This is a genomic window from Parageobacillus sp. NEAU-HV-2, from assembly GCF_059115485.1.
In genome coordinates, this window is the sequence record NZ_JBXUJJ010000003.1 from 134,144 (window position 1) to 157,646 (window position 23,503).

A 23,503-nucleotide genomic window follows, 5' to 3' on the forward strand; every position below is an offset into this window, starting at 1 on the left:
ATAATCACCAAATACACATTAATATTTTTCACATTATTATGTATGTTACGAAAAAGAATAGGTATGCCGCCTTTGGAAAAAATAGTGACATGATTAGTCATTCACCTAAAGAAAGGTGTCCGCTGTGAATAATACTCGGTTAAATACAGTTCAACTCGTTTGTGTGTTTATGTTATCCATCGGGCTAATGAATCATGTCATTGTGATCCCGTTGCTATTAGACGCAGCCGGTCGTGATGCGTGGATTTCAGCAATCATGACCCTTGTTGCATTGCCATTATGGCTTCCGCTTTTGTATGTTGTCATGAAGCAATCCAATCAAATGAATTTATTCTTATGGTTAAAAACAGAATTTAATCATGCCTTTGCATATTTCGTGGCTATTGTTGGAAGTCTATTATTACTGGTTATCGGCTATGTTACACTCAACGACACGGTTACGTTTACTACTACTACCTACTTAACGCGTACACCCGATTGGGTCATTTTGTTAACCTTAACCGTGATGTGCTTTTATAACGCATATTATGGCATAACGTCCATCGCAAAGACAGCGGTCATTCTTTTACCATTTGTCACTATTTTTGGAATTTTAGTTGCGATCGCAACTACACCGCATAAAGATTATTCATTGTTAAAGCCGATCATGGAGAATGGCTTTACTCCTGTTTTCAAAGGGATGATCTATGCCGGCGCCGGATATGTGGAAATTTTTCTTATTTTATTCATGCAACATCATCTTCAAGCTCGCTTTTCTTTTAAAGCGCTGTTAATCATTAGTGTTCTCGTCGCAAGCTTAAGCATTGGTCCAACAATTGGTGCGATTATTGAATATGGCCCGAAAGAAGCAGCGAATTTACGTTACCCGGCCTTTGACGAATGGCGATTAATCAGCTTAGGAACGTACATTGAATATCTTGATTTTCTTGCTGTTTATCAGTGGATGTCTGGAGCGTTTATCCGAATTTCCCTAGCTACTGCGCTCATACCAGAGCTATTTCATGTAACGGATAAAAAAGCACGATTATGGATTTTGATCATTATTTATATCACCATTTTTTTATTATCATGGATTCCGATCAGCGACGATAAATTTTTAGATTTGCTATATCAATTTGTTTTACCGCTTTCGCTACTATCCATTTTATCTCTCTCTTTGTTTATTGGGATATTGGCACTCATTTCATATTTCAAAAAGAGGAGAGCTTAATCATGCAAATTCCTTCAAGAGCGCCACAAGTCAGAAATAATCGAAATGATCATAGCGGACAGGAAAAGCTTATCATTTCCGAGCAAACTTTGCGGGATCATTTTTCGAACTGTAAAGATATCGCGATTCTTACCTCGACGATTCAACCGGCAAAAACCGCAAGCGGCACGCTTACCTTAGTGTTTGTCTATTGCGAGGAGCTGTGTGACACTCAGCAGATGAAACAGGTCATATTTCCAATGTTTCGCGAAATGTGCCGTGAATATCCTTGCCAAACGGTGGAGGAAATTGAAGCAAACAAACTAATGCCAATGGAGCTGCTTGGAAAAGAAGTGCTGATTGATGATATGAACTATCTTCTCTTTAACGGTGATTTATTAGTCTACTTTCAAGAAGCGGATGTTTTATATTCCCTTACGCTTGCCAATCCGCCGATGCGCACCCCGGAAGAGCCCAACACGGAAGTGTCGATTCGTGGTGCGAAAGACGGTTTTATTGAGGAAATTTCAAAAAACGTCGCGCTCATCCGCAAGCGAATTAAATCCCATAAGCTCTGTTATGAACAATTTATCGTCGGAACAAGAAGCCAAACAAAAGTCGGATTAATGTACATCGAGGACATAGCGAACCGCGAAATGATTAATGAGGTGAAAAAAAGAATTTTACAGTTAAATGTTGATTCCCTGATGAGCACCAATCAATTGGAAGAGATGATTGGCGACAAACGGTTCTCGCTGTTTCCGTTGTTTGCCTACACAGGACGGCCGGATTTTGCAGCCAATTGTTTATTAAATGGAAGATTTGTCATCTTGCTAGACGGTGCTCCTACCGTCATTATTGGTCCGGGAAACTTATTGTTTTTACTGAATACATCGGAAGATAACGTTACAACACCTATCTTTGTTATTTTTCAGAGAATCCTTCGCTTCATGGGAATTTCCGCGGCTATTTATTTACCCGGATTTTGGACCGCCTTATTATCGTTTCATCCAGGAGAAATACCATTCACTCTCTTAGGAACGGTTGTGCTTTCCAGGCAAGGAGTGCCGTTGTCCGTTCCACTAGAAATGTTTATCATGGTGGGTTTGTTCGAAATCTTTAAAGAAGCGGGCATGCGCTTGCCGTTAGCGATTGGTCAAACGTTATCGGTTGTCGGCGGATTAATTATTGGGCAATCGGCTGTCAACGCTGGCTTATTCACACCGGGAAGCCTTGTTGTTGCGGCCACTTCCGTTATCGCATCGTTTACATTAGTCAATCAAAACTTAGCAGGAACCGTGACGTTATTGCGTTTTATTGTCTTAGCCGCTTCTTCTGTACTAGGGTTATTTGGATTTATCGCTTCTTTATTTATACTTTTAACATATACAGCAAATTTAACAATATTTGGAATACCTTATCTCACTCCGCTCTCTCCTCCAACCAGGGATATTTTCAAAGTCTTAATCCCGAATGGTTGGAAAATATTCAAAAAGAGAGCCGGTTTGGTAAAACCGCAGGACGATACACCAAGGGGGGAAGCGAATTGAAATGCAAAATCGCCTTTCCCTTTATGATCTCTATATTTTTGTTAACAGGATGCTGGGGAGCGCAAAATATTGATCATCTGATTTATGTCAGTACAATCGGTGTTGATTATAAGGATAATCGGTTTATCGTTTATGTGGCGTTCACTAGCTTCACCGGATTAGCGAAAGTCGAGAGCGGAGGTGCCGGAGAAAAATCAGGCATTGCCGTTGGAAAAGCCAAAGGCGAAACGTTTAATATCGCAACCGACAATCTGTATCATTCTATTCAACGAATGGTATCATGGGCGCATGTGAAAAGTATCGTGTTTACGAAAAGAGCACTGAAGAAAATAGTATTAAAAGACGTTTTAGACATTTTAGACCGATATAACGAAATTAGGCCTACACTATGGATTTATGCGACAGACGAACCGTTAACAAAACTTTTTTTTGGGGCTGCACCAGTTTTGCATTCATCCCCTTACTATTCTTTATTATCTAACCCTGAAGAGATTTTTCAGCAAAGTTCATTTATTCGGCCGATTCGCTTACATCGCTTTGTAGCTGATACCAATGAAGCTTCAACAACAGTGCGACTTCCTTATCTCAACATTACTACGCGCAATTGGGAGGAAGATAAAAAAGAAAAACCGATGTTAAATTTAAAAGGAGTGTGCTTTGTTGACGATTATGAACTTCAAAAATGTTTTGATCGCTCTAAGTTGCGGGGAATCAGATGGATGGAAAAAGGAATAAGCAGAACTCCCGTTTATGTCAAAAAAGGAGACAAAGTCGTTGCATCGGTCGTTGTTCTTCAACCGAAGTCAAACATTTCCTACCAAATCAAAGGAAATACTCCTGTATTTAACATCAAGGTATCCGCCAATGGAAGTGTGCTTGAGTTAAGGGAAAAATTAACGGAACAACAATTAGTTCGCTTGGCGCAAAAGACAGTGGAAGATGAAATAAGAAGCCTCTACAAGTTGGGGCTAAAATACGATATAGATATCCTTAATCTCTCGGAAGCGATGTATCGCAAAAAACCAGAAGATTGGAAGAAATTTTCCGAAAACGGAAAGATTCCATTAACAGATGAAAATTTAAAAAAGATTAAAGTTAAAATTTCCATTGATACATTTGGGAAACAGAAATTTAGATAAAACAAACTAGGTTAGAACGTGAAACATATGCTGTTTGTAAAAAACCTTTTTTATTGCAACCATCGCCAAATGGGTTATAATGGAATAAAGAATAAATGGCTCCCTTCGCTTTCAGCGGAGGGGATTTTTTTTGAAAATAACAAGGGGGATGGAGAAATGCAAGTAAACGTCCAACGTGTCGCGAGGATGCAAGGAACCGTATATCCCATTTTAATCGCCATCAGCGTGGGACATCTATTAAATGACTCGATGCAAGCGGTTGTTCCGGCGTTGTTTCCGATTTTAGAAACATCCATGAATTTAACGTATACCCAAATTGGATGGATCGCTTTTACCTTAAATATGACTTCTTCGGTGATGCAGCCGGTTGTTGGCTTTTTTACGGACCGAACCCCCTCGCCTTACTTTCTTCCGCTCGGAATGGCGGCGAGCTTGCTTGGTATGGTAGGGCTCGCGTTTGCGCCGCATTTTTTCTTTGTGTTATTATCCGTCTTGTTTGTAGGGTTCGGCTCAGCAATTTTCCATCCGGAAGGGTCGCGCGTTGTATATTTTGCTGCAGGGGCAAAAAGAGGATTTGCCCAATCCATTTATCAAGTGGGCGGAAATACGGGAAATGCCCTTGCCCCGCTATTTACAGCACTGATTTTTGTTCCGTTTGGGCAAAAAGGCGCGGCTTGGTTCACCGTGATTGCTGCTTTTGGCATCGTCCTTTTGTTTCGCGTGTCACGATGGTATTCGCTCCGTCTTAAAGAATACGGAACGGTTCAGAAACAAACCAAGGCAGGAAAAGGCGGTGTCAAAAACCAACGAAATATCATCTTCGCCTTAATACTATTAATCTTTTTAGTGTTTGCGCGGTCATGGTACTCCGCCGGCATTTCCAACTATTATCAATTTTATTTGATGAAGCACTATCACGTGCCGATTCAAGAAGCACAGATTTATTTGTTTGTATTTATGATCGCCGGAGCCATCGGGACATTTGTAGGCGGGCCACTAGCGGATCGATTCGGTAAACGAAATTTGATGTTGTTTTCGACGCTCGGTACGGCACCGTTTGCCCTCATGCTTCCGTACCTTCCACTTGCATGGGTACTGCCTGTCGTTTTTCTTGCCGGTTTTATTTTATCATTAAGTTTTTCCACATTTGTCGTGTATGCCCAAGAATTGCTTCCCGGAAATGTCGGCATGGCGTCGGGGCTGATCGTTGGCCTTGCGTTTGGGATGGGAGCGCTTGGGGCCGTTGTTCTTGGAAAAATTGCTGATTTGTATAATTTAAATGTCCTTATGATATTGTGCAGCTTCCTTCCGCTGCTTGGGGTACTCACATGGTGGTTGCCGAAAGAAAAATCGTTCGCTTCCCAATAGGCAAAAAGGCTGTCTTCCGTAAGAAACGAAGACAGCCTTCATTGGTTTGCTGCATTCACCGAGCAATGATTATTTTACTTGTAGAACATGTTAGGCTGAACTTGCCCTAAACTTCTCTTACTTCGCCTCTTGTACTTCCTCGAAATAGTCTTTATAAAACCCGCCGATTTTCCCGGTGTTGTCAATGACAAAATAAAATTCTTCAGTTTCATTTTTTACTTCATACGTTTTTCCAGGTGTTAACACATGATTAACGATGTATTTTTCCGCATTTGTATGTACACATTTCACTTTTTTCAACGTTGGGCGTTTTAACCAAGTATGATGAATCATGTTCGACTCCCCTTTTTTTGTCATTCATTACTATTCCCATTTTAGCGATATTTCGCTTTGGCTGCAATATCAAAGGAATGGTCATTCACAATTTTGATGAAAGGGAGTGCTGTTGGGCATGCTATAAATAGAAGTTTTGAAAATAAGGGAGGAGACACGATGGAAAAACACCCGAGCAAACGTCAATTCCAACAAGATTTAGAGCAATACAACATGGATAATGTAATCAACGCGCCAAAAAACTACGTATATCGAGTCGGATACGAAGCATCAAGCGGCAATCCGACCGGGAATCATGATGAAGCGAAAAAAATACGGGAATTAGAAGAGTAACCAGAATACCCTTTATAAGGGGATTCTGGTTTATTCGTTACGGACCGCTTCGAACGTTATCGTTCTTCCGCACGGTTCAATGATCATTTCCCCATTTTTCTTCACTTCACGGAAAATCGGCTGTTCAATACGGCGAATGGGACGATATCCTTCTGCTTTTATACGCTCCAGACATTCGTCAATCGTTTCATGTTCTTCGACGATAAATCTTTTTTTCATAGCCATCACCCTCCTCACTTTTATGTTACCTATTTGATTAACGACTTTCGCATTTTTACAGATTCATTTATTTCGCGCTAAATTCAAGCAATTAGCTAACTCAATTATTGCACAAAACCATACATCTTTATTATTTTTTGTAGTATTTGTGGTCAATTCGGTGGTCACGTGGTCAAGAATGCAGGAGCCTTACTTCGCCTTCTTTTTTTATAAACATCATCTTCTTTCACTTCTTTAAACTGTTGGTTGCTCCTTGATCCATGTGAGTAAGAACTCTTCACATTCTTTTGCTGGAAAGTACCACTTGCCGCCGATTTTGTACTTTGGAAAACGCGGATCGTAAAAGAACTTTTCTTTGATGTTGTTCTCGCTCATGCATGTTTGACGACAAAGCTCTTTCATATCCCAAAACGTGTGGCGATGTTCTAACTGATCGAGCCGTTTTTTGAGTTCATCCAAGAACAGTTTTTCTATTTGTTTTTCGTCTATGTTGATGGTTATCATTATGATTCCCCTTATTTGATTTCTTTGTTTATGATTACATCCGAACAATACACAAAAATCAAAATGAATAAAAATATGCCTAAAATATTGATATATCAACATTTCTTTAAAAACTAAAAATCACAACATATCATGTTAGATGTATTTTTGGTGGGTAAAATGTGGGTAAAATGTCGGGAAATAATTTGTTAGATAAAACTTATTCAGAAGGCCGGAGTCTTGCTCCGCCTTCCTCTTTTATGATGAACAAAAAAGAGACTACTCAAAGCGAGTAGCTACTCGTTAAAAAATGGGTATTTTAAGAGCATTTTTTTAAACGATCCCTCGTCTTTGATGGGAAGCGCATCAGCAATGTTTTAGCATATTACTTACGAATAAAATAGCTAAGAATCCCTAATAAAATACCATTATTTTACAAAAAATTATGTTATATTAGTATATAAATGTCGAGATTTTTGAGAAAAAAATTTTCATTCTTCCCCCTTCTTCAACGTAAAAGTAATACCATAATTTTATTTAAAGGGGGAATATTTCTATGAAGTTTAAAAAAATTGTTAGTTTATCCTTTGCTGTTTCTATGTTATTTTTTCCATTCCTTGTAGAAGCAGCCCCTAATGATGAGGCAGAACCCCCAAAAACCGTTTCCGAAATTAAAGTGTCTCATGGAAAAGGAGCATATGTCCCAGGAGAAGTCATTGTTCAATTTAAAGATCAAGTAAATGCTGAAGAAAAGGCAAAGGTATTAAAAGGAGTTGGGGCAACGGTGGTTCCAGATAATGATCCAGTCAAATCCAAATTTCATGTACTAAAAGTAGGAAATGTAGAAGCTGTTGTGAAAGCATTAAATAATAACCCGTTAGTAGAATACGCGGAGCCAAACTACTTATTTAATGCAACTTGGACACCAAATGATACGTACTATCAGAGTTATCAATATGGTCCGCAAAATACGTATACCGATTATGCTTGGGATGTTACAAGAGGTAGTAGCAGTCAAGAGATTGCTGTTATTGATACGGGTGTAGATTATAAACATCCTGATTTAGATGGAAAAGTCATTAAAGGATATGATTTCGTAGATAATGATTACGACCCAATGGATTTAAATAATCATGGTACGCATGTAGCTGGAATAGCAGCTGCTGAAACAAATAATGCCACAGGTATTGCCGGCATGGCCCCATACACAACGATTTTGGCTGTGCGTGCTTTAGATCGAAATGGCAGTGGTACTCTAAGTGATATTGCCGATGCAATCGTTTATTCTGCTGATTCAGGTGCTGAAGTCATTAACCTGTCACTCGGTTGTGATTGTCATACAACAACATTAGAGAATGCTGTAAACTATGCATGGAATAAGGGATCTGTATTAGTTGCCGCAGCCGGAAATGATGGAGTCTCTACAACATTTGAACCGGCTTCTTATGAAAATGTAATTGCAGTTGGTGCAGTAGATCAATATGATCGATTAGCATCATTCTCTAACTATGGAACATGGGTAGATGTCGTAGCTCCAGGTGTAGACATTGCCTCAACTATTACTCGTAACCGATATGCCTATATGTCGGGAACTTCCATGGCATCCCCTCATGTAGCTGGTCTTGCAGCCTTATTAGCGAGTCAAGGACGGAATAACGTAGAAATTCGTCAAGCCATCGAGCAAACAGCAGATAAAATCTCCGGATCTGGAACATACTTCAAATATGGAAGAATCAATTCTTATAGTGCTGTAACATATTAAATATTAGTTGACTAAACGAAAACATAGAATTTAAAAAATTTCATTATTAAATAACGACACCGTGTCCAATGCCAAGGGCACGGTTTCTTCATTCAATCTTTTGGAAAAATTACGACATATTCTTGGAATTGTGAATTAGTTTATCCCCGTAGGCACATGGACGAACATGTCGGCATATCTTTTACATAACACCAAAAAAGGAGGACATCAGGTAATGGCACCAATTGAACTTTTCGCATGGACATTATCATCTATCTTAGGGATTAGCTTCATTATTTCTTTAGTGGTAGTATCAAGAAAACCGAGATACATTGCTGAAATGGAACTTAAAAGTCCTGATTCCCCTGAAAAAAATGAATGCAATTCTTAGTAAACATAATTACTCTTGTGTTTCCTTAAAACGGAAAATCATAATCTGGCCACGGGAAGCAAGCCACCCAGTTTTCAGGGTTGGCACGTCAACGAGCATCTTTTATTTCCTGGCATTGAAAACTTCACGAAGTTAAAGAATGTGGTCAAAATGTGGTCAAATGCTAAAAAATAAAGCGTAACCCCTTGATGGAACAAGTGTGTTGCGCTTTTGTGTTTACATTACCTATTTCAACACAAAAAACAAACCGAACGATTGCGTCGTTCGGCTATCGATTTTGCTTTACATATTTTTGGTACAGCCCATATAAAACAGCTGTTTTATATGTTTCTAATTTTTTTCTTTCCGCCGGATGGCGGCGAATTCCTGCCTCTTTCAACTGTTGGACGAGCCAACCTTTGGAACCGAAATAAGCCATAGACATCCCCCTTTTTCTGTTGCCTGTCTAATATATACGACGGAAACAAAAAAATAAGAACGAAAAAACCGGATTGGCAATGACGCCAATCCGGTTTTAATCATCATGTTTATGACCTTTTCCTTTTTCTTTTTGTTTCTTTTCATGTTTGTCATGCCAGTGGTGCGGCCGTTTTTCCTTCTCTCTTTTTTCTTTCGGGCCGTGTTCATGTTCCCATTTTTCTTCTTTCTCTCGTTTTTCTTCCTCTTCTTTTTGTTGTTTATGCCATTGTTGCCATTGTTTCTGTTCTTTCTTTAAAGCTGGGTAGGCGAATGATTGCGCTGGCGTGCCTTCGAGTGCTTTTTCCATGATTTCACGGAAAATAACGGCGACCGTTTGGCTGCTTGTCGTTTGTAAATAATGGCGCTCATCGGTATGATCATATCCAAGCCAGACAGCTCCGACAAGCTGAGGAGTATAGCCAACCATCCACTGATCTTTTACCCCATTTACTCCGTCTAACGGAACTTGGGTCGAGCCTGTTTTTCCCGCTAACGCCCTTCCAGGAATGCGCGCGAGTTTTCCTGTTCCTTCTTTTACGACCCCTTCGAGCATAAATGTTATTTTTTGCGCCACTTCTTTTGATGTGACACGCACATCATGTTGTTTCCATTTCGCGATTTCGTTGCCGTTTTGGTCGACGATTTTCGTGATAATGTGCGCGTCTGTTCGCACGCCGTCATTCGGAAACACGGAATACGCTTCGGCCATTTGCAATGGGGACACGCCCTGCTGCATTCCGCCTAATGCGATTCCTAAAGAATGATCTTCTTTGTCCAAAGGAATCCCAAAACGTTGTAACGCATCAATTCCTTTTTCTACGCCAATTTCATTCAAAAGCCATACAGCCGGAACGTTCAACGAATGAATAACCGCCTCATACATCGTAACGCTTCCGCGGTACGTATGATCATAGTTTTCCGGGCGATAGCCGTTAAACTCGACCGGCTCATCTTTTAATTCGTCAAATATATGGTACCCTTGTTCTAACGCCGGCGTATACACAGCGAGCGGCTTCATCGTCGACCCCGGCTGGCGTTTTAGTTGTGTCGCCCGGTTAAATCCGCGGAATACATGCTCGCCGCGTCCGCCAATTAACGCCTTGATCCCGCCTGTTTTCGGATCAAGAAGCACCGCACCGCTTTGGACAAGCCGATCGTCCGTTCCTTTTGGGAATAATGCGTCGTTTTGATAAACCGTTTCTAACCCTTCCTGCATGCGGGGATTCAACTCTGTATAAATATGTAGCCCCCCAGAAAGTACTTCATTTTGCGTAATATGGTAGCGCGCGATCGCCTCTTCGATCAACTGATCCACATAATACGGATATTTACCCTTGTATCGGTCTGGTTTTTTTTCTTTTTGAACCACTATTTTTTCGTTTTTGGCGCGCAAAAATGTTTGCTCATCGATATAGCCTTGTTCCTTCATCAGCTGAAGTACAACATTTCTTCTGGCAATCGCTTTTTCATAATGGCTGACTGGCGATAAAGCGGACGGGGCTTTAATCAGCCCGGCAAGCAACGCCGCTTCGCTGACGGTTAATTTAGAAACGTCTTTACCAAAGTACGTTTTCGCAGCGCTTTGCACTCCCCATGCTCCTTCGCCGAAGTAAACGCGGTTGACGTACATTTCTAAAATTTCTTTTTTCGAATACGTTCGCTCGATTTTTTTCGCGATAAACCATTCTTCCCATTTGCGCCGCAATGTTTTTTCGTTCGTTAAAAAGACGTTTTTCGCTAACTGCTGTGTAATGGTGCTTCCGCCTTCCACCCATTCTCCAGCTTTCATATTGCGGATGAGAGCCCGTAAAATGCCGAAATAATCAATTCCTTCATGATCATAAAAACGGCGGTCTTCCGTGGCAACGACCGCTTCTAAAAAGTGGTTTGGAATGTGCTCTATGGATACGGCTTCCATCTTGGATGAAGAAATTTTGCTTGCAACGCGACCATTTTGATCATAAATAATAGTTGGAGCAGGCAGCGGATGATCAAGTTCCCTAATATCCCTAGTTGCAATATACGATTGAACGGCCATGTAGCTGCCAATAAGAAAGAGCGCTAAAATAATCCCCCCTATTTTCCAATACGTTTTTCGCTTGTTTTTTCTTTTTTGCCATCGGCTTTGTTCCAACGAAATCCCCCCTTGCTCTATCAACGTTATACAATTCGAAGCAACACGCCTTTTTCCGTACATCGTCCATCGAAAAAAATAGCGCAAATGGCCGAGATGCGGCCATTTGCGCCAGCGTTCCATCATGCTGATGGAGCATTTTTCTTTTTTCCTTTTAAGAAGAACGATAAAATGAGCGCCAACACAGCAAGTCCGGTCGCGACAAAAAACGCGTCGTTAATCCCCTCGACAGCAGAATGCTGCTGTACGATGCCATATAAAAGCTGCGCGACTGCTTCATCGCTAGGAATCGCATGTTTTAACTGCGCGACAATATCCATGAAGAACGGATTGTTTTCTGTCATCTCGTTCCGGTAATTTTCCGCATGAAACTTCGCACGGTTAGACATGACGGTAACGAGGAAAGCCGTTCCCAATGATGCCGCTACTTGCCGCAACGTGTTCGCCATTGCCGTTCCGTGACTGTATAAATGACGCGGCAATGCGTTTAGCCCTTCCGTCATAATCGGCATCCCCAACATCGACATGCCGAACATGCGGAAAATGTAAAGTACCAAAATATGGCTGTATGGCGTATCCATCGTCAGCTTGCTGAACTCCCATGTTGTCACGACCGTAATAACTAAACCGACAATCGCGAGCATGCGCGCGCCGATGCGGTCAAAAATCCAACCGGAAATCGGCGACATAATCGCCATCACGATCGCGCCAGGCAAGAGCAGCAAACCGGCGTCAAGCGGCGTAAAGCCACGCAGGTTTTGCAAATAGACCGGAAGCAGCACCATCGCGGCAAACAGGGCCATGTTAATGACGCAGCCGATGATGGTGGACAAAGTAAATACATTATATTTAAACACACGGAAATTCAAAATTGGATTTTCCACCGTTAACGAACGCCATGTAAATAAAATCAAGAATATGACACCAATGATAATGGACACTATTACATTCGTCTGTCCCCAGCCGTTGCTTCCGGCTTCGCTGAATCCGTAAAGCACGCCGCCAAAGCCGATCGTTGAATAAACTGCGCCGCGCCAGTCCAAAAGCGGATTTCCTGTTTTCGGTGTATTTTTTAACCAAAGAAACGCGAGCACAATATCCACAATCGCAATCGGTAATACGACATAGAACAAAAGACGCCACGTGTAATGTTCCACGATCCATCCCGATAATGTCGGACCGACCGCCGGCGCGAACATTATCGCAATCCCGACAGTTCCCATCGCTACCCCGCGTTTTTCCGGCGGAAAAATAGTTAGCATAATGACCATCATCAACTGCATAATAATTCCCGCCCCTACCGCTTGGATCAAACGGCCGGTCAAGATAACGGAAAAAGATGGAGCAATCGAACAAATAAACGCTCCGATCGCAAAAAGCGACATCCCTGATAAAAACAGTTTTTTTGTTGGAAATTTGGCAATTAAAAACGGGCTGATCGGAATCAGCACGCCGTTAACGAGCATGTACCCTGTCACAAGCCATTGAATCGTTGACGTTTCCACATTGAAATCATGCATCATATGCGGCAGCGCGACATTAATGAGCGTTTGGTTCAAAATCGCGACAAACGCTCCAAGCATGATCGTGGCTACTATTTTAGCACGATTACCACTAATATTTTCCAACGTTGTTTGTTGTCCCGATGTCGCTGCTGTCTTCAGCGGCTTTTCTCCGCTATCTGCCGTCATGCCATGTGCATGTGCCATCTCCGCTCGTCCCAGACTAGACGGGACGGGGACGTTTTTTCGTCTTCTTAGCACAATATTCAGCACGGTAAGAACGAGGATGGAAAAGATAATATAGCCAGTTAAAAACATTGACATAGGCCATCACCTACTTATGAATGCGAACGGTGACGTTCATTCCTGGTACTAATCCCGCCCCGTTGTAATTGTCAATGGAAATCGTCACTGGAATTACTTGCGTCACTTTCGTATAGTTCCCGGTCGCATTTGAACTTGGAAGCAGGCTGAATGTGTTGGCCGTCGCATATCCAAGTTTCTCTACTTTTCCGCTAAACTTGCGATCCGGGTATGCATCCACGTAAATATCGACATCTTGGCCTACTTTGACATCTTCAATATCCGTTTCTTCAATGTTGGCCGTTACCCATAAATCATCCAGATCATAGCCGCGCGCCAACGCCATGCCGGCTGCGACGAACGAATTTTCCACCGCATTTTGCTGGGCGATCGTCATATGATGCGGAACAGTTACCGGAATATTATGCTCGCCGTCGGATACTTCACCAATTTTATCGCCGCTGTTAAACGTTTTTCCAACGCTTCCGGACCAGGAAGCCAGCTTTCCGGAAAATGGCGCAGCAATCGTAATCGCCTGGCCGTCGATACGGGCGTTGTCCGTTTTAATGTAGTTGGTTGCTTCATTGACATAATAATAAGCAGCAAAACCGCCGCCTACAAGCAATATAAGAACGATAATATTTAATATAATTAAGCGTTTTGCGTTCACGTTGTTACTCCTCCCCCAATAAAATGTCTTTCATTTTTCGCTGGATGGATAAATATTGTAAAATCTCTTCCTCATTAAAGGCTTGCTCGATTCTTTTTAATCGTTGTATTAACACGGATTCGTGATTAAATGCCTTTTTAATCGTTTCTCTTCCTTTATCCGTCAAACTTAATATGACTGCGCGGCGGTCATGTTTTGAAATTTCGCGAACAACTAGACCAGCATTAACAAGACGGTCGACCGTACCGCTGACATTGCTGTTGCTTAAATTTAATTTTTCCGCCAAATCGTTCAGCCGGATATTTTCTTTTTTCCATAACGTGTAAAGAATCATTAACTGCACTTCCGTAATTCCTACCCGCGCCGCATCTTCGCGGACAAGCCGGTATAACGCCTTTTGCATTCGGAAAACCGAATACATAATTTCTCTTTGAATACCTTCCATTGATCCCCCCTCCTCACTATATAATATTTAATAGAAATAGTTTTAATACGAACTATTTCTATTCGAATTATGATTATAACATGACAATATACAAAAATCCAATGAATCAAATTGTGTCTAGAACAAAAATCACAAGATATATTCTTTATGGGGGAAATGTCGGTAAAATGTCGGGGGAATAATTCGTTAGATATTGTTTAGAAGGCCGAAGTCTTGCTCCACCTTCTTGTTTATCTCATTTAGAAGAGATTTCATCAACACATGAAGAAAATGTATACGAAATAAAAAAGTACAACACAACGAAAAAAGTGTGGCAAATTAAAAAGCCCTTCCGTGCGGGAAGAGCTTTTTGATAAGCGACAGATGAGAAAGTATATCTTCGCTTTCGCATTAAACATCCAATCCTTGTTTGCCAAGGAAGGCAAATATGTTGACTTTATCTGTTTTAGTCCCATTAGATGATCAGCAGAGTTTCTATAAAAAAGCATGGCTATTTTACTGCTGCCCGCACAGAAGAGATCGCACGAAGAGAATATCAGGAGAGTGACGGACCGCGCCAAGTTATTTTTGTTGTTGGTAATGACTATGATTAATTGGAGGGTTTTTTGGCTTTTCTGCTATTTCTCCAGAAAATTCCACAGTCGCTAAGCTTGGCGTTCTCTTTCGTTGATTCATAAAGCTGTTTATGCCTTGCATCGCACGCTGAATCGGTTTTGGCATCATATACTGAGCATTGCGCCCTCTTCTCATGCTGAAAACAGCTGTCGCAGCAATTCCAAAGCCTAAACTTAATATAGTCCATATGGCGTTGTTATTGCTCCGGCGTCCTGTTAAACGCAACAATTGGTTCCAAATTCCTCTATTACGCCCAAAATTAAATAGACGTAAGCGATTCATGATCTTTACACTCCTCTTTTCGAATTTCCCATGCGCTCGAAAAGATAATAATTCTTTTCGAACATTTATTAATGTGCCTTAGAGAAGGAAGATCATGCATGGAAACACTTGCTTCATAACACCGCATATTCTTATTCCATAATTGATTGTTTCGATTTTTGACAGCATATACGTAAAAAGCCGATCTCTACCCGAGAGATCGGCTTTTTACATGCATGTGTATGGTGCCGCGTTTGCCGTTGGTGGAATGCAGTTTCTCAACCACACTCTACCAGGTGGGTGTTCGCAGAAACGTTCCTGTCGTCCTCTAACCTAGCGTGTAAGGAGGCATGACATTCCCGTTTCAATGTAGAACTCCCTTTTTATTGCCATCGGTTGAAACTTCATTCTTCAACGTACAACGCAGCGGTTGTTTTTGGTGATTATTATCATACATAATCTTTCTTCTTTTTTCAAGTGGTCGACTTATTCATTTTTTGGCAGCTTATATAAACAGCATATATATTTATTGTAGCAAGGTTAACGCTTTTCGTTCAGCCTATACTGGATAGACGCCATGCTTTCTTTCTGAAAACGTCATATATTTCGACATATACGCGTCAAAGCGGCGGATCAGTTCATCGCGCAGTTGATTTGGAGCGATAATGCCGTCTACGACCATTTCCGATGCAAGACGGTAAATATCGATATCGCGACGGTATTCTTCACGTTTTTGTTCGACAAAGGCTGCACGCTCTTCCTCCGGCAATTCGGCAATCTTATTCGCATACACAGCGTTAACAGCCGCTTCCGGCCCCATGACGGCGATTTGCGCGTTTGGAAGCGCCAAACAGCAGTCCGGTTCAAACGCTGGTCCGGCCATCGCATACAACCCGGCGCCGTACGCTTTCCGCACGATGATCGAGATTTTCGGCACCGTCGCTTCCGACATCGCCGAGATCATTTTCGCTCCGTGGCGGATAATGCCGGCGCGCTCGACCTTCGTACCGATCATAAAACCTGGAATGTCGGCTAAAAAGAGAAGCGGAATGTTAAACGCATCGCAAAGAGTGATAAATTTCGCCGCTTTATCAGCAGAATCGTGGAACAGCACCCCGCCTTTGACGCGCGGCTGATTGGCGATAATGCCGATTGGCTGGCCGTTTAAGCGCGCCAGTCCGGTAATAATCTCTGGCGCAAACAGCTTCTTAATTTCGCAAAACGACCCTTCATCGATCACGCGCTCAATCAAATCGTACATGTTAAACGGGGCGTTTTGGTTCGCCGGAAGAATATCTTCAATCGTTTTTTCAAACGCTTTTGGCGGCTTCGCTTCCGCAACTGGTGGCTTTTCGCTGTAATTGGCCGGGAAGTAGGATAAATAGCGACGGGCATAGGCGATCGCCTCTTCTTCCGTTTTCACAAGCACATCACCGCAGCCGGAAACGGTGCAATGCATACGGGCGCCGCCCATTTCTTCAAGCGTCACTTTTTCGCCGATCACCATTTCCGCCATGCGCGGCGATCCTAAATACATCGAGGCGTTTCCTTCGACCATGATGACAATATCGCAAAACGCCGGAATATATGCGCCCCCGGCCGCAGACGGACCAAACAAGAGGCAGACTTGCGGCACTTTTCCCGATAATTTCACTTGGTTATAAAAAATTCTTCCTGCACCGCGCCGGCCTGGAAACATTTCAATTTGGTCGGTAATGCGCGCGCCCGCTGAGTCGACTAGATAAAGAATCGGGCAGCGTAGCTTTTCCGCCGTTTCTTGGATGCGAATAATTTTTTCAACGGTCCGTGCTCCCCAAGAGCCTGCTTTCACCGTTGAGTCATTGGCCATGACGCAAACGGTCTGCCCGTTGATTTTTCCCACCCCGGTCACAACGCCGTCAGCAGGAAGCCCATCAGCAAGACAATTGGCAAAGAGTGCGTCTTCAAATTCGAGTCCGTTGTCCAACAATAATTTTAAGCGGTCACGGACAAACAGCTTTCCTTGCGCCGCGTTTTTTTCGTGGTATTTTGGCGCTCCGCCTTGTTCAATTTGCCGGATTCGTTCCTGCAATTGCTCTGTCAGTGCTGCATTTTGTTTTTTCATGACATCATTTCCCATGGTGTCTTCCTCCTATTCCCCTTTGTAGACCGGTTTTCGTTTTTCTTTAAACGCCTGCAATCCTTCAAGACGGTCCTTTGTTGGAATGGTCACCTCATATGCCATTTGCTCCAGGCGCAGTCCAGTCACCAAATCGACGTCTAAACTGCGATTAACCGCCAGTTTTGCTTGCCTTACGGCGATCGGTGCGTTGGCAGCGATTTGCGTGGCGATTTCCAGCGCTTTCTCCATTAATTGCGCGCGCGGCACCACGTATTCGACAAGGCCGATTTGTGCCGCTTCTTGGGTGCTAATGCGCTTGGCGGTGAAAATTAATTCCTTCGCTTTTCCGATTCCAATCAGGCGTGGAAGTCGCTGCGTTCCACCTGCGCCAGGGATGATTCCTAAAGACGTTTCCGTAAGCCCCAGTTGCGCCGTGTCTACCGCCACGCGAATATCGCAGGCAAGGGCGAGCTCCAGCCCGCCGCCGAACGCCGAGCCATTTAGGGCAGCGATGACCGGCTGCGGCAGCTGTTCTACCTGATTGATCGTCTCGCGAATGAGGGCGACCGTTTTCCGTACTTCCGTTTCATTCATGCCGGCGCGTTCTTTTAAATCCGCTCCGGCACAAAAGACTTTTTCCCCCGCTCCCGTCACAATGACAACGCGGACGTCCTTCCGGAAAGCAAGATCGCCAAGAAGCGCGGACAGCGCGTTTAAGAGCGCAGTCGACAGCGCATTTGCCGCTTCCGGTCGATTTAACGTCACTATTGCAATACCATTTTCCTGCAGCTCGTATGAAACCAATGTTGACATCCTATTCCTCCTTTGTTTATCGCGAAATCGTCTGCAAATAACGGCTAGAAAGCGGACGCCCGATTTTATCGCGAATAAAGAGGGCTGCTTCTGTAAGCCGTTCGACATCGATTCCGGTAGCAATATCCATGCCGTGAAGCATATAGATTAAATCATCGGTAGCGACATTGCCGGAAGCGCCCGGCGCGTACGGGCAGCCCCCTAATCCGCCAAGCGAACTGTCAAATGTCGTGATTCCCATTTCCAACGAAACAAGAATATTGGCTAAAGCCGTCCCCCTCGTGTCATGAAAATGCATTGCCAGCTTTTCTTTTGGAAAGCGCTGCAAGACGGCTTCCAACACTTCTTGCACTTGTTTCGGGGTGGCGACGCCGATCGTATCTCCTAGCGAAAGCTCATCGATCCCCATGGCAAATAATTGTTCTGACACGCGGATGACTTGTTCGACCGAAACGCTTCCTTCATACGGACAGCCAAAGACGGTCGAAACATAGCCGCGCACCGTTTTTCCTTCCTGCTTTGCCGTTTTCACCACTTCTTCTAACACCGGAAACGTTTCCGCGATCGATTTATTGATGTTTTTACGGTTATGCGTCTCGCTTGCGGACATAAACACGCAAACTTCATCGATTTGCGCGGCCAGTGCTTTTTCCAATCCTTTTTGGTTCGGAACGAGCGCGGCGTACGTCACGCCTGGCACCCGTTCAATTCTCGTCGCCACTTCCAATGCATCGGCAAGCTGCGGAATCCATTTTGGATGGACAAACGAAGTGACCTCAATATATGTTAAGCCTGTTTTCGACAATTGATTAATCCAGGCAATTTTATCTTCTGTTGCGATTTGTACTTTTTCATTCTGCAGTCCATCGCGCGGACCGACTTCTTTGATGGTAACGCGTGTTGGCCATCTGCCCATGTTCATCCCACCTCTTACTCTAGTTCAAGCAGAACGTCGCCCTCGTTCACAAAGTCCCCTTCCTGTACAAAGATTTGTTTGACAACTCCCGAAGACTCCGCTGCAATCGGAATTTCCATTTTCATCGACTCTAAAATCACCACATCTTGCCCTTCTTCGACCTGATCTCCTACAGAGACAACAATTTTCCATACACTTCCCGCCATTGATGCGACTACTTGACTCATTGTGTTTCTTCCTCCATTTCTTCTTATTTTGTCGTTGTTGTTTGCAAGTGTTTTTCGACGAAGTTGGTGGTTGTATCTCCTGCTTGGAACGCAGGGTGGGAAAGCACGTCTTTTAGCATTGGGATATTCGTTTTAATGCCTTCGACTTGATAGCTCTCTAGCGCCGCAAGCATGCGTTTGATCGCTTCTTGGCGGTCGTTTCCTTTCGTAATGAGTTTGGCGATCATTGGATCGTAAAACGGCGTGACCGCCATCCCGCTTTGTACCGCCGTTTCATTGCGCACATATTCTCCTTGCGGCAACACAAAGGTTGTGATTTTCCCTGGTGATGGGAAAAATGTTTTCGGATCTTCGGCGTAGATGCGCACTTCGATCGCATGGCCGTCGCGGCAAATATCTTCCTGTTTGTAACGAAGCGGTTCCCCCGCGGCGACGCGCAATTGTTCTTCGACTAAATCAAGTCCGGTAATTTCTTCGGTAACCGGGTGTTCGACTTGCAGCCTCGTATTCATTTCAAGAAAATAAAAGTTTTTCTGTTCATCGACTAAAAATTCAATCGTCCCGGCGTTCGTATAGCCGATATGTTTGGCAGCCTTGACGGCGGCTTCTCCCATTTTCCGCCGTGTTTCCTCATCCAAAAACGGCGACGGCGCCTCTTCGACGACTTTTTGATGGCGGCGCTGAATCGAACATTCCCGTTCCCATAAATAAATGCAGTTTCCATGTTCGTCAGCAAGGAGCTGGATTTCGATATGACGAGGATTAGCGATATATTTTTCTAAATACATCGCCCCGTCTCCAAAGAACGAAGCAGCGCGTTTTTGGTTTCCTTCGAACGCTTTGCGGAGCTCGTCTTCATCGCGCACGATTTGCATGCCGATGCCGCCACCGCCTGCTGAAGCTTTTAACATAATTGGATAGCCAATTTCTTCTGCTGTTTTCGCCGCTTCATCGACATCTTTTAGCGGAAACGAAATGCCTGGAACGATCGGAACGCCAGCTTCTGTCATCGTTTTTCTTGATTCAATTTTGCTTCCCATTTTGGCAATGACGTCCGCTTTCGGCCCAATAAAGACGATGCCTTCCTCTTCACAACGGCGAGCAAATTGTGGGTTTTCCGATAACAACCCATACCCTGGATGAATGGCTTCCGCTTTCGTCGCTTTTGCCACTTCGATAATTTTTTCGATATTTAGATAGCTTTCGCTCACGCGAGGCTTGCCGATCAAATACGCCTCATCCGCCAGCTTGACGTGAAGTGAGTCGGCATCCGCTTCCGAATAAACCGCCACCGTTTGTATTCCTAACTTTTTGCAAGTGCGAATCACCCGCACCGCGATTTCCCCGCGGTTGGCGATTAATATTTTTGCAAACATCCCATCACCCTTTGCATCGTTGTTTTATTCCAAAGCGGCGCGGCGAAATAATGCGCCGCTTCGCCAGACATTGTTTACTTCGTCAATCTGAGACGCTGTTTCGCCATTTCGCGCAATTTAAACTTTTGTATTTTTCCGGAGGCAGTCATCGGATACGAATCGGTAAATTCGATATAGCGCGGGATTTTATGGCGTGAGATTTTCCCACGGCAAAACTCGCGAATTTCTTCTGCGGTTGCCGTTTGTCCTTCTTTTAAAATAATCCACGCCATCACTTCTTCCCCATATTTTTCATCCGGCACACCGACGACTTGAACATCCAAAATTTTTGGATGTTTGTATAAAAACTCTTCAATTTCGCGCGGATAAATGTTTTCACCGCCGCGAATAATCATGTCTTTTAAACGTCCGGTAATGCGGCAATATCCGTTTTCATCCATCGTGGCCAGATCGCCTGTATGCAGCCAGCCATCTTCATCAATGGCTTCTTTTGTCGCGTCCGGGTTTTTATAATAGCCTTTCATCACATGGTAGCCGCGCGTGCACAATTCCCCTTGCACACCTGGCGGCACTTCTTTATTCGTGCCCGGCTCGACGATTTTCACTTCGACATTTGGCAGCGCACGACCGACCGTTTCCACGCGCAAGTGAATCGGGTCATCCGTTCTTGTCTGTGTAATCACCGGCGATGATTCTGTCTGACCGTAAGCAATCGTAATCTCTTTCATTCCCATTTTCTCCATGACCGCTTTCATCACTTCAATCGGGCATGGAGAGCCGGCCATAATTCCCTTGCGAAGCGTTGATAAATCATATTTTTCAAAATCAGGATCGTTTAACTCGGCAATAAACATCGTCGGCACCCCGTGCAAGGCCGTACATCTTTCAGCTTGCACGGTTTGCAGCACTCGTTTTGGGTTAAATTCCTGCACCGGCACCATCGTTGCCCCAACCGTAGCGCATGCCAACGTGCTCATCACGCAGCCGAAGCAATGGAAGAACGGAACTGGGATGCAGAGGCGGTCATTTTTGGTGAGCTTCATGCATTGCGCAACATAATAGGCATTGTTGACAATATTGTAGTGAGTGAGCATCACGCCTTTTGGGAATCCTGTCGTTCCCGAGGTGTACTGCATGTTGATAACGTCATGTGGATCGAGCGAGTTCATCCGTTCATCAAGCTGTTCTTCCGTCACATCATGCGCCATCGCAAGAATGTCGTTCCACGTAAACATCCCCGGATAGCGTTTCTCCCCAATGAACACGACATTTTTCAATTTTGGCAAACGCTTGGACTGAAGCTTTCCAGGCTCGCTTGTGCGCAGCTCCGGAACAACCTCGTAAACAATATCCACATAAGAAGAGTCACGATATTGTTCAATTAAAAAGAGCGTCGTCGAATCGGATTGTTTTAATAAATACTCTAGTTCTGCGGCACGGTAGTTCGTATTGACAGTAACAAGTACCGCTCCCATTTTTCCGGTCGCAAATTGACAGGCGATCCATTCCGGCACATTGGTTGCCCAAATCGCCACATTTTCTCCTTTTTCAATGCCAAGACGCATCAACCCGCGCGCCACTAGACGGCAATAGTCATTGAATTGCCTATACGTCATCCGTAAATCGCGATCTGCATAAACGACCGCTTCATGATCCGGATACAACTGTGCTTTTTCCTCGAGCAGCTTCCCCACCGTGACCGTCAACATAGACCGTTTCCTCCCCTTTGTCCAAATTCATTTATATGCGCATTTCCCTACATCTAGCATCCAAGTTGACGGGCGATGACCAAACGCTGAACTTCGGACGTTCCTTCCCCGATTTCCATTAATTTAATGTCGCGCAAATGGCGTTCGACTCCATACTCTTTCATATAACCATAGCCGCCGTGAATTTGAATCGCCTGATTGCAGACACGGAAGCCCATTTCCGAAGCGAACAGTTTCGCGAACGATGCTTCTTTTGTAAACGGTTTTCCTTGATCCTTGAGCCATGCCGCTTTATACACCATATTGCGAGCGAGTTCAATTTCCATCGCCATATCGGCAAGCTTAAATTGGATCGCTTGAAATTTTGAAATAGTCTGACCAAATTGGACGCGCTCTTTCGCATATTGAAGCGCTTTCTCAAATGCCGCTTGAGCAATGCCAACCGCCAGTGCGGCAATGGAAATGCGGCCCCCATCAAGCGTGTACAAAAACTGTTTAAACCCTTTTTGCGGATCACCAAGCACGTTTTCTTTCGGCACGCGGACGTTTTCAAACACAAGCTCACACGTATTGGAAGCACGGACGCCCATTTTGTCGTAGTTCGAGCGGATTGTAAACCCTGGCGTATCCGTTGGAACGATAATGGCGGAAATAATATTTTTACCGCGTTCATCTTTTCCTGTTACCGCCGTGACAATCACCTGTCTGGAGTATTGGGCATTAGTAATCCAGCATTTTTCACCGTTAATGACATATTCATCGCCATCCAATACCGCGGTGGTGCGTGTGCCGCCCGCATCAGATCCAGCGTTTGGTTCGGTCAAGCCAAATGCTCCCAATGTTTCTCCTTTTGCCATCGGCACAAGCCACTTTTGCTTTTGTTCTTCCGTACCGAAATAATAAATCGGGCTTGCGCCTAAGGAAACGGCAGCAGCATAGCTTAATCCGGTGCCGCCACAAGCGCGGCCGATCTCTTCAACAGCAATGGCATAGGAAATCGTATCTCCGCCCGAACCGCCATATTTTTCTGGAAACGGGATGCCTAAAAGCCCTAATTCGCCCATCTTTTTAAACACATCAATCGGAAAATGCGCTTCTTCATCCCATTTCGCCGCGTATGGCGCAATTTCCTTCTCCGCAAAGTCACGAACCATCTCTTTAATCATCTGCTGCTCTTTTGTTAATTCGAAATTCATTCTCTCTCCCCCATTAGATATAATTTATCT

General features: G+C 43.9%; 23 protein-coding genes and 1 other RNA gene. 7 read left to right on the forward strand and 17 right to left on the reverse strand.

Annotated elements, in window-relative coordinates; all coding sequences use genetic code 11:
* Nucleotides 1-124 precede the first annotated feature (124 nt).
* The 4 genes from AC1WMD_RS06915 to AC1WMD_RS06930 all read left to right on the forward strand — a co-directional run bounded on the left by AC1WMD_RS06915 (nt 125) and on the right by AC1WMD_RS06930 (nt 5,246).
* Nucleotides 125-1,210 carry an endospore germination permease gene (locus tag AC1WMD_RS06915; RefSeq protein ID WP_043904912.1) on the forward strand — a complete coding sequence of 362 codons (1,086 nt, stop codon included), beginning with the start codon at nt 125-127 and terminating at the stop codon, nt 1,208-1,210.
* A gap of 2 nt (nt 1,211-1,212) precedes the next feature.
* The gene (locus AC1WMD_RS06920; protein ID WP_494256457.1) at nt 1,213-2,739 is read left to right on the forward strand and encodes a spore germination protein; all 1,527 of its coding nucleotides are present in this window, start codon (nt 1,213-1,215) and stop codon (nt 2,737-2,739) included.
* Nucleotides 2,736-3,878 carry a Ger(x)C family spore germination protein gene (locus AC1WMD_RS06925; RefSeq protein ID WP_043904914.1) on the forward strand — a complete coding sequence of 381 codons (1,143 nt, stop codon included), beginning with the start codon at nt 2,736-2,738 and terminating at the stop codon, nt 3,876-3,878. The genes AC1WMD_RS06920 and AC1WMD_RS06925 overlap by 4 nt, the downstream gene beginning before the upstream one ends.
* 156 nt (nt 3,879-4,034) lie before the next feature.
* A complete protein-coding gene (locus AC1WMD_RS06930) occupies nt 4,035-5,246 on the forward strand; it encodes an MFS transporter (RefSeq protein ID WP_043906577.1) in 1,212 nt (403 codons plus the stop codon).
* A 117-nt stretch (nt 5,247-5,363) separates the two neighbouring features.
* Here the strand turns inward: AC1WMD_RS06930 and AC1WMD_RS06935 are convergent, their stop codons facing one another.
* Complete coding sequence (locus tag AC1WMD_RS06935; RefSeq protein WP_043904915.1) at nt 5,364-5,579, reverse strand: DUF6501 family protein; 216 nt, start codon at nt 5,577-5,579, stop codon at nt 5,364-5,366.
* 159 nt (nt 5,580-5,738) lie between these two features.
* Between AC1WMD_RS06935 and AC1WMD_RS06940 the strand changes: the two genes are divergently transcribed.
* Nucleotides 5,739-5,912 carry a hypothetical protein gene (locus AC1WMD_RS06940; protein WP_186003848.1) on the forward strand — a complete coding sequence of 58 codons (174 nt, stop codon included), beginning with the start codon at nt 5,739-5,741 and terminating at the stop codon, nt 5,910-5,912.
* Between the two features lie 30 nt (nt 5,913-5,942).
* On the opposite strand, the gene AC1WMD_RS06945 is transcribed toward AC1WMD_RS06940, so the two are convergent.
* A complete protein-coding gene (locus tag AC1WMD_RS06945) occupies nt 5,943-6,131 on the reverse strand; it encodes an NETI motif-containing protein (RefSeq protein WP_088124161.1) in 189 nt (62 codons plus the stop codon).
* A gap of 234 nt (nt 6,132-6,365) precedes the next feature.
* Nucleotides 6,366-6,635, reverse strand: a complete 270-nt coding sequence (locus tag AC1WMD_RS06950; RefSeq protein WP_043904917.1) for a hypothetical protein — start codon at nt 6,633-6,635, stop codon at nt 6,366-6,368.
* Between the two features lie 535 nt (nt 6,636-7,170).
* Between AC1WMD_RS06950 and AC1WMD_RS06955 the strand changes: the two genes are divergently transcribed.
* Nucleotides 7,171-8,376, forward strand: a complete 1,206-nt coding sequence (locus tag AC1WMD_RS06955) for a S8 family peptidase (RefSeq protein ID WP_043904918.1) — start codon at nt 7,171-7,173, stop codon at nt 8,374-8,376.
* 214 nt (nt 8,377-8,590) lie between these two features.
* On the forward strand, nt 8,591-8,746 hold the full coding sequence (locus tag AC1WMD_RS06960) for a hypothetical protein (protein ID WP_186003849.1): 156 nt from the start codon (nt 8,591-8,593) through the stop codon (nt 8,744-8,746).
* Between the two features lie 268 nt (nt 8,747-9,014).
* Here AC1WMD_RS06960 and AC1WMD_RS06965 read toward each other — a convergent pair whose 3' ends face one another.
* The 14 genes from AC1WMD_RS06965 to AC1WMD_RS07030 all read right to left on the reverse strand — a co-directional run bounded on the left by AC1WMD_RS06965 (nt 9,015) and on the right by AC1WMD_RS07030 (nt 23,473).
* Nucleotides 9,015-9,164, reverse strand: a complete 150-nt coding sequence (locus AC1WMD_RS06965) for a YflJ family protein (protein WP_088124162.1) — start codon at nt 9,162-9,164, stop codon at nt 9,015-9,017.
* A gap of 96 nt (nt 9,165-9,260) precedes the next feature.
* A complete protein-coding gene (locus AC1WMD_RS06970) occupies nt 9,261-11,402 on the reverse strand; it encodes a transglycosylase domain-containing protein (protein ID WP_088124243.1) in 2,142 nt (713 codons plus the stop codon).
* 59 nt (nt 11,403-11,461) lie between these two features.
* Entirely contained in the window at nt 11,462-13,165 is a 1,704-nt protein-coding gene (locus tag AC1WMD_RS06975; protein WP_494256458.1) for a DHA2 family efflux MFS transporter permease subunit, read from the reverse strand.
* Between the two features lie 10 nt (nt 13,166-13,175).
* A complete protein-coding gene (locus AC1WMD_RS06980; RefSeq protein WP_043904920.1) occupies nt 13,176-13,814 on the reverse strand; it encodes an HlyD family secretion protein in 639 nt (212 codons plus the stop codon).
* 4 nt (nt 13,815-13,818) lie between these two features.
* Nucleotides 13,819-14,259, reverse strand: coding sequence for a MarR family winged helix-turn-helix transcriptional regulator (locus tag AC1WMD_RS06985; RefSeq protein ID WP_043904921.1), 441 nt, complete (start codon nt 14,257-14,259; stop codon nt 13,819-13,821).
* Between the two features lie 561 nt (nt 14,260-14,820).
* Nucleotides 14,821-15,156, reverse strand: a complete 336-nt coding sequence (locus tag AC1WMD_RS06990; RefSeq protein WP_043904922.1) for a hypothetical protein — start codon at nt 15,154-15,156, stop codon at nt 14,821-14,823.
* Nucleotides 15,157-15,376: 220 nt separating this feature from the next.
* Nucleotides 15,377-15,568: non-coding RNA, 6S RNA (ssrS, locus tag AC1WMD_RS06995), on the reverse strand.
* Between the two features lie 126 nt (nt 15,569-15,694).
* Nucleotides 15,695-17,239 (reverse strand): acyl-CoA carboxylase subunit beta, encoded by a 1,545-nt coding sequence (locus tag AC1WMD_RS07000; RefSeq protein ID WP_409994241.1) that lies wholly within the window; start codon nt 17,237-17,239, stop codon nt 15,695-15,697.
* A gap of 27 nt (nt 17,240-17,266) precedes the next feature.
* Nucleotides 17,267-18,049, reverse strand: coding sequence for an enoyl-CoA hydratase (locus AC1WMD_RS07005; protein WP_043904924.1), 783 nt, complete (start codon nt 18,047-18,049; stop codon nt 17,267-17,269).
* Between the two features lie 16 nt (nt 18,050-18,065).
* Entirely contained in the window at nt 18,066-18,965 is a 900-nt protein-coding gene (locus AC1WMD_RS07010) for a hydroxymethylglutaryl-CoA lyase (RefSeq protein ID WP_043904925.1), read from the reverse strand.
* Between the two features lie 14 nt (nt 18,966-18,979).
* On the reverse strand, nt 18,980-19,192 hold the full coding sequence (locus AC1WMD_RS07015) for an acetyl-CoA carboxylase biotin carboxyl carrier protein subunit (protein ID WP_043904926.1): 213 nt from the start codon (nt 19,190-19,192) through the stop codon (nt 18,980-18,982).
* Nucleotides 19,193-19,215: 23 nt separating this feature from the next.
* Nucleotides 19,216-20,568: an acetyl-CoA carboxylase biotin carboxylase subunit gene (gene accC, locus AC1WMD_RS07020; protein ID WP_043904927.1), complete on the reverse strand. Its 1,353-nt coding sequence runs from the start codon at nt 20,566-20,568 to the stop codon at nt 19,216-19,218.
* Nucleotides 20,569-20,642: 74 nt separating this feature from the next.
* Nucleotides 20,643-22,277, reverse strand: a complete 1,635-nt coding sequence (locus tag AC1WMD_RS07025; RefSeq protein WP_043904928.1) for an AMP-binding protein — start codon at nt 22,275-22,277, stop codon at nt 20,643-20,645.
* 53 nt (nt 22,278-22,330) lie between these two features.
* Nucleotides 22,331-23,473, reverse strand: coding sequence for an acyl-CoA dehydrogenase (locus tag AC1WMD_RS07030; protein ID WP_043904929.1), 1,143 nt, complete (start codon nt 23,471-23,473; stop codon nt 22,331-22,333).
* Nucleotides 23,474-23,503: the final 30 nt, after the last annotated feature.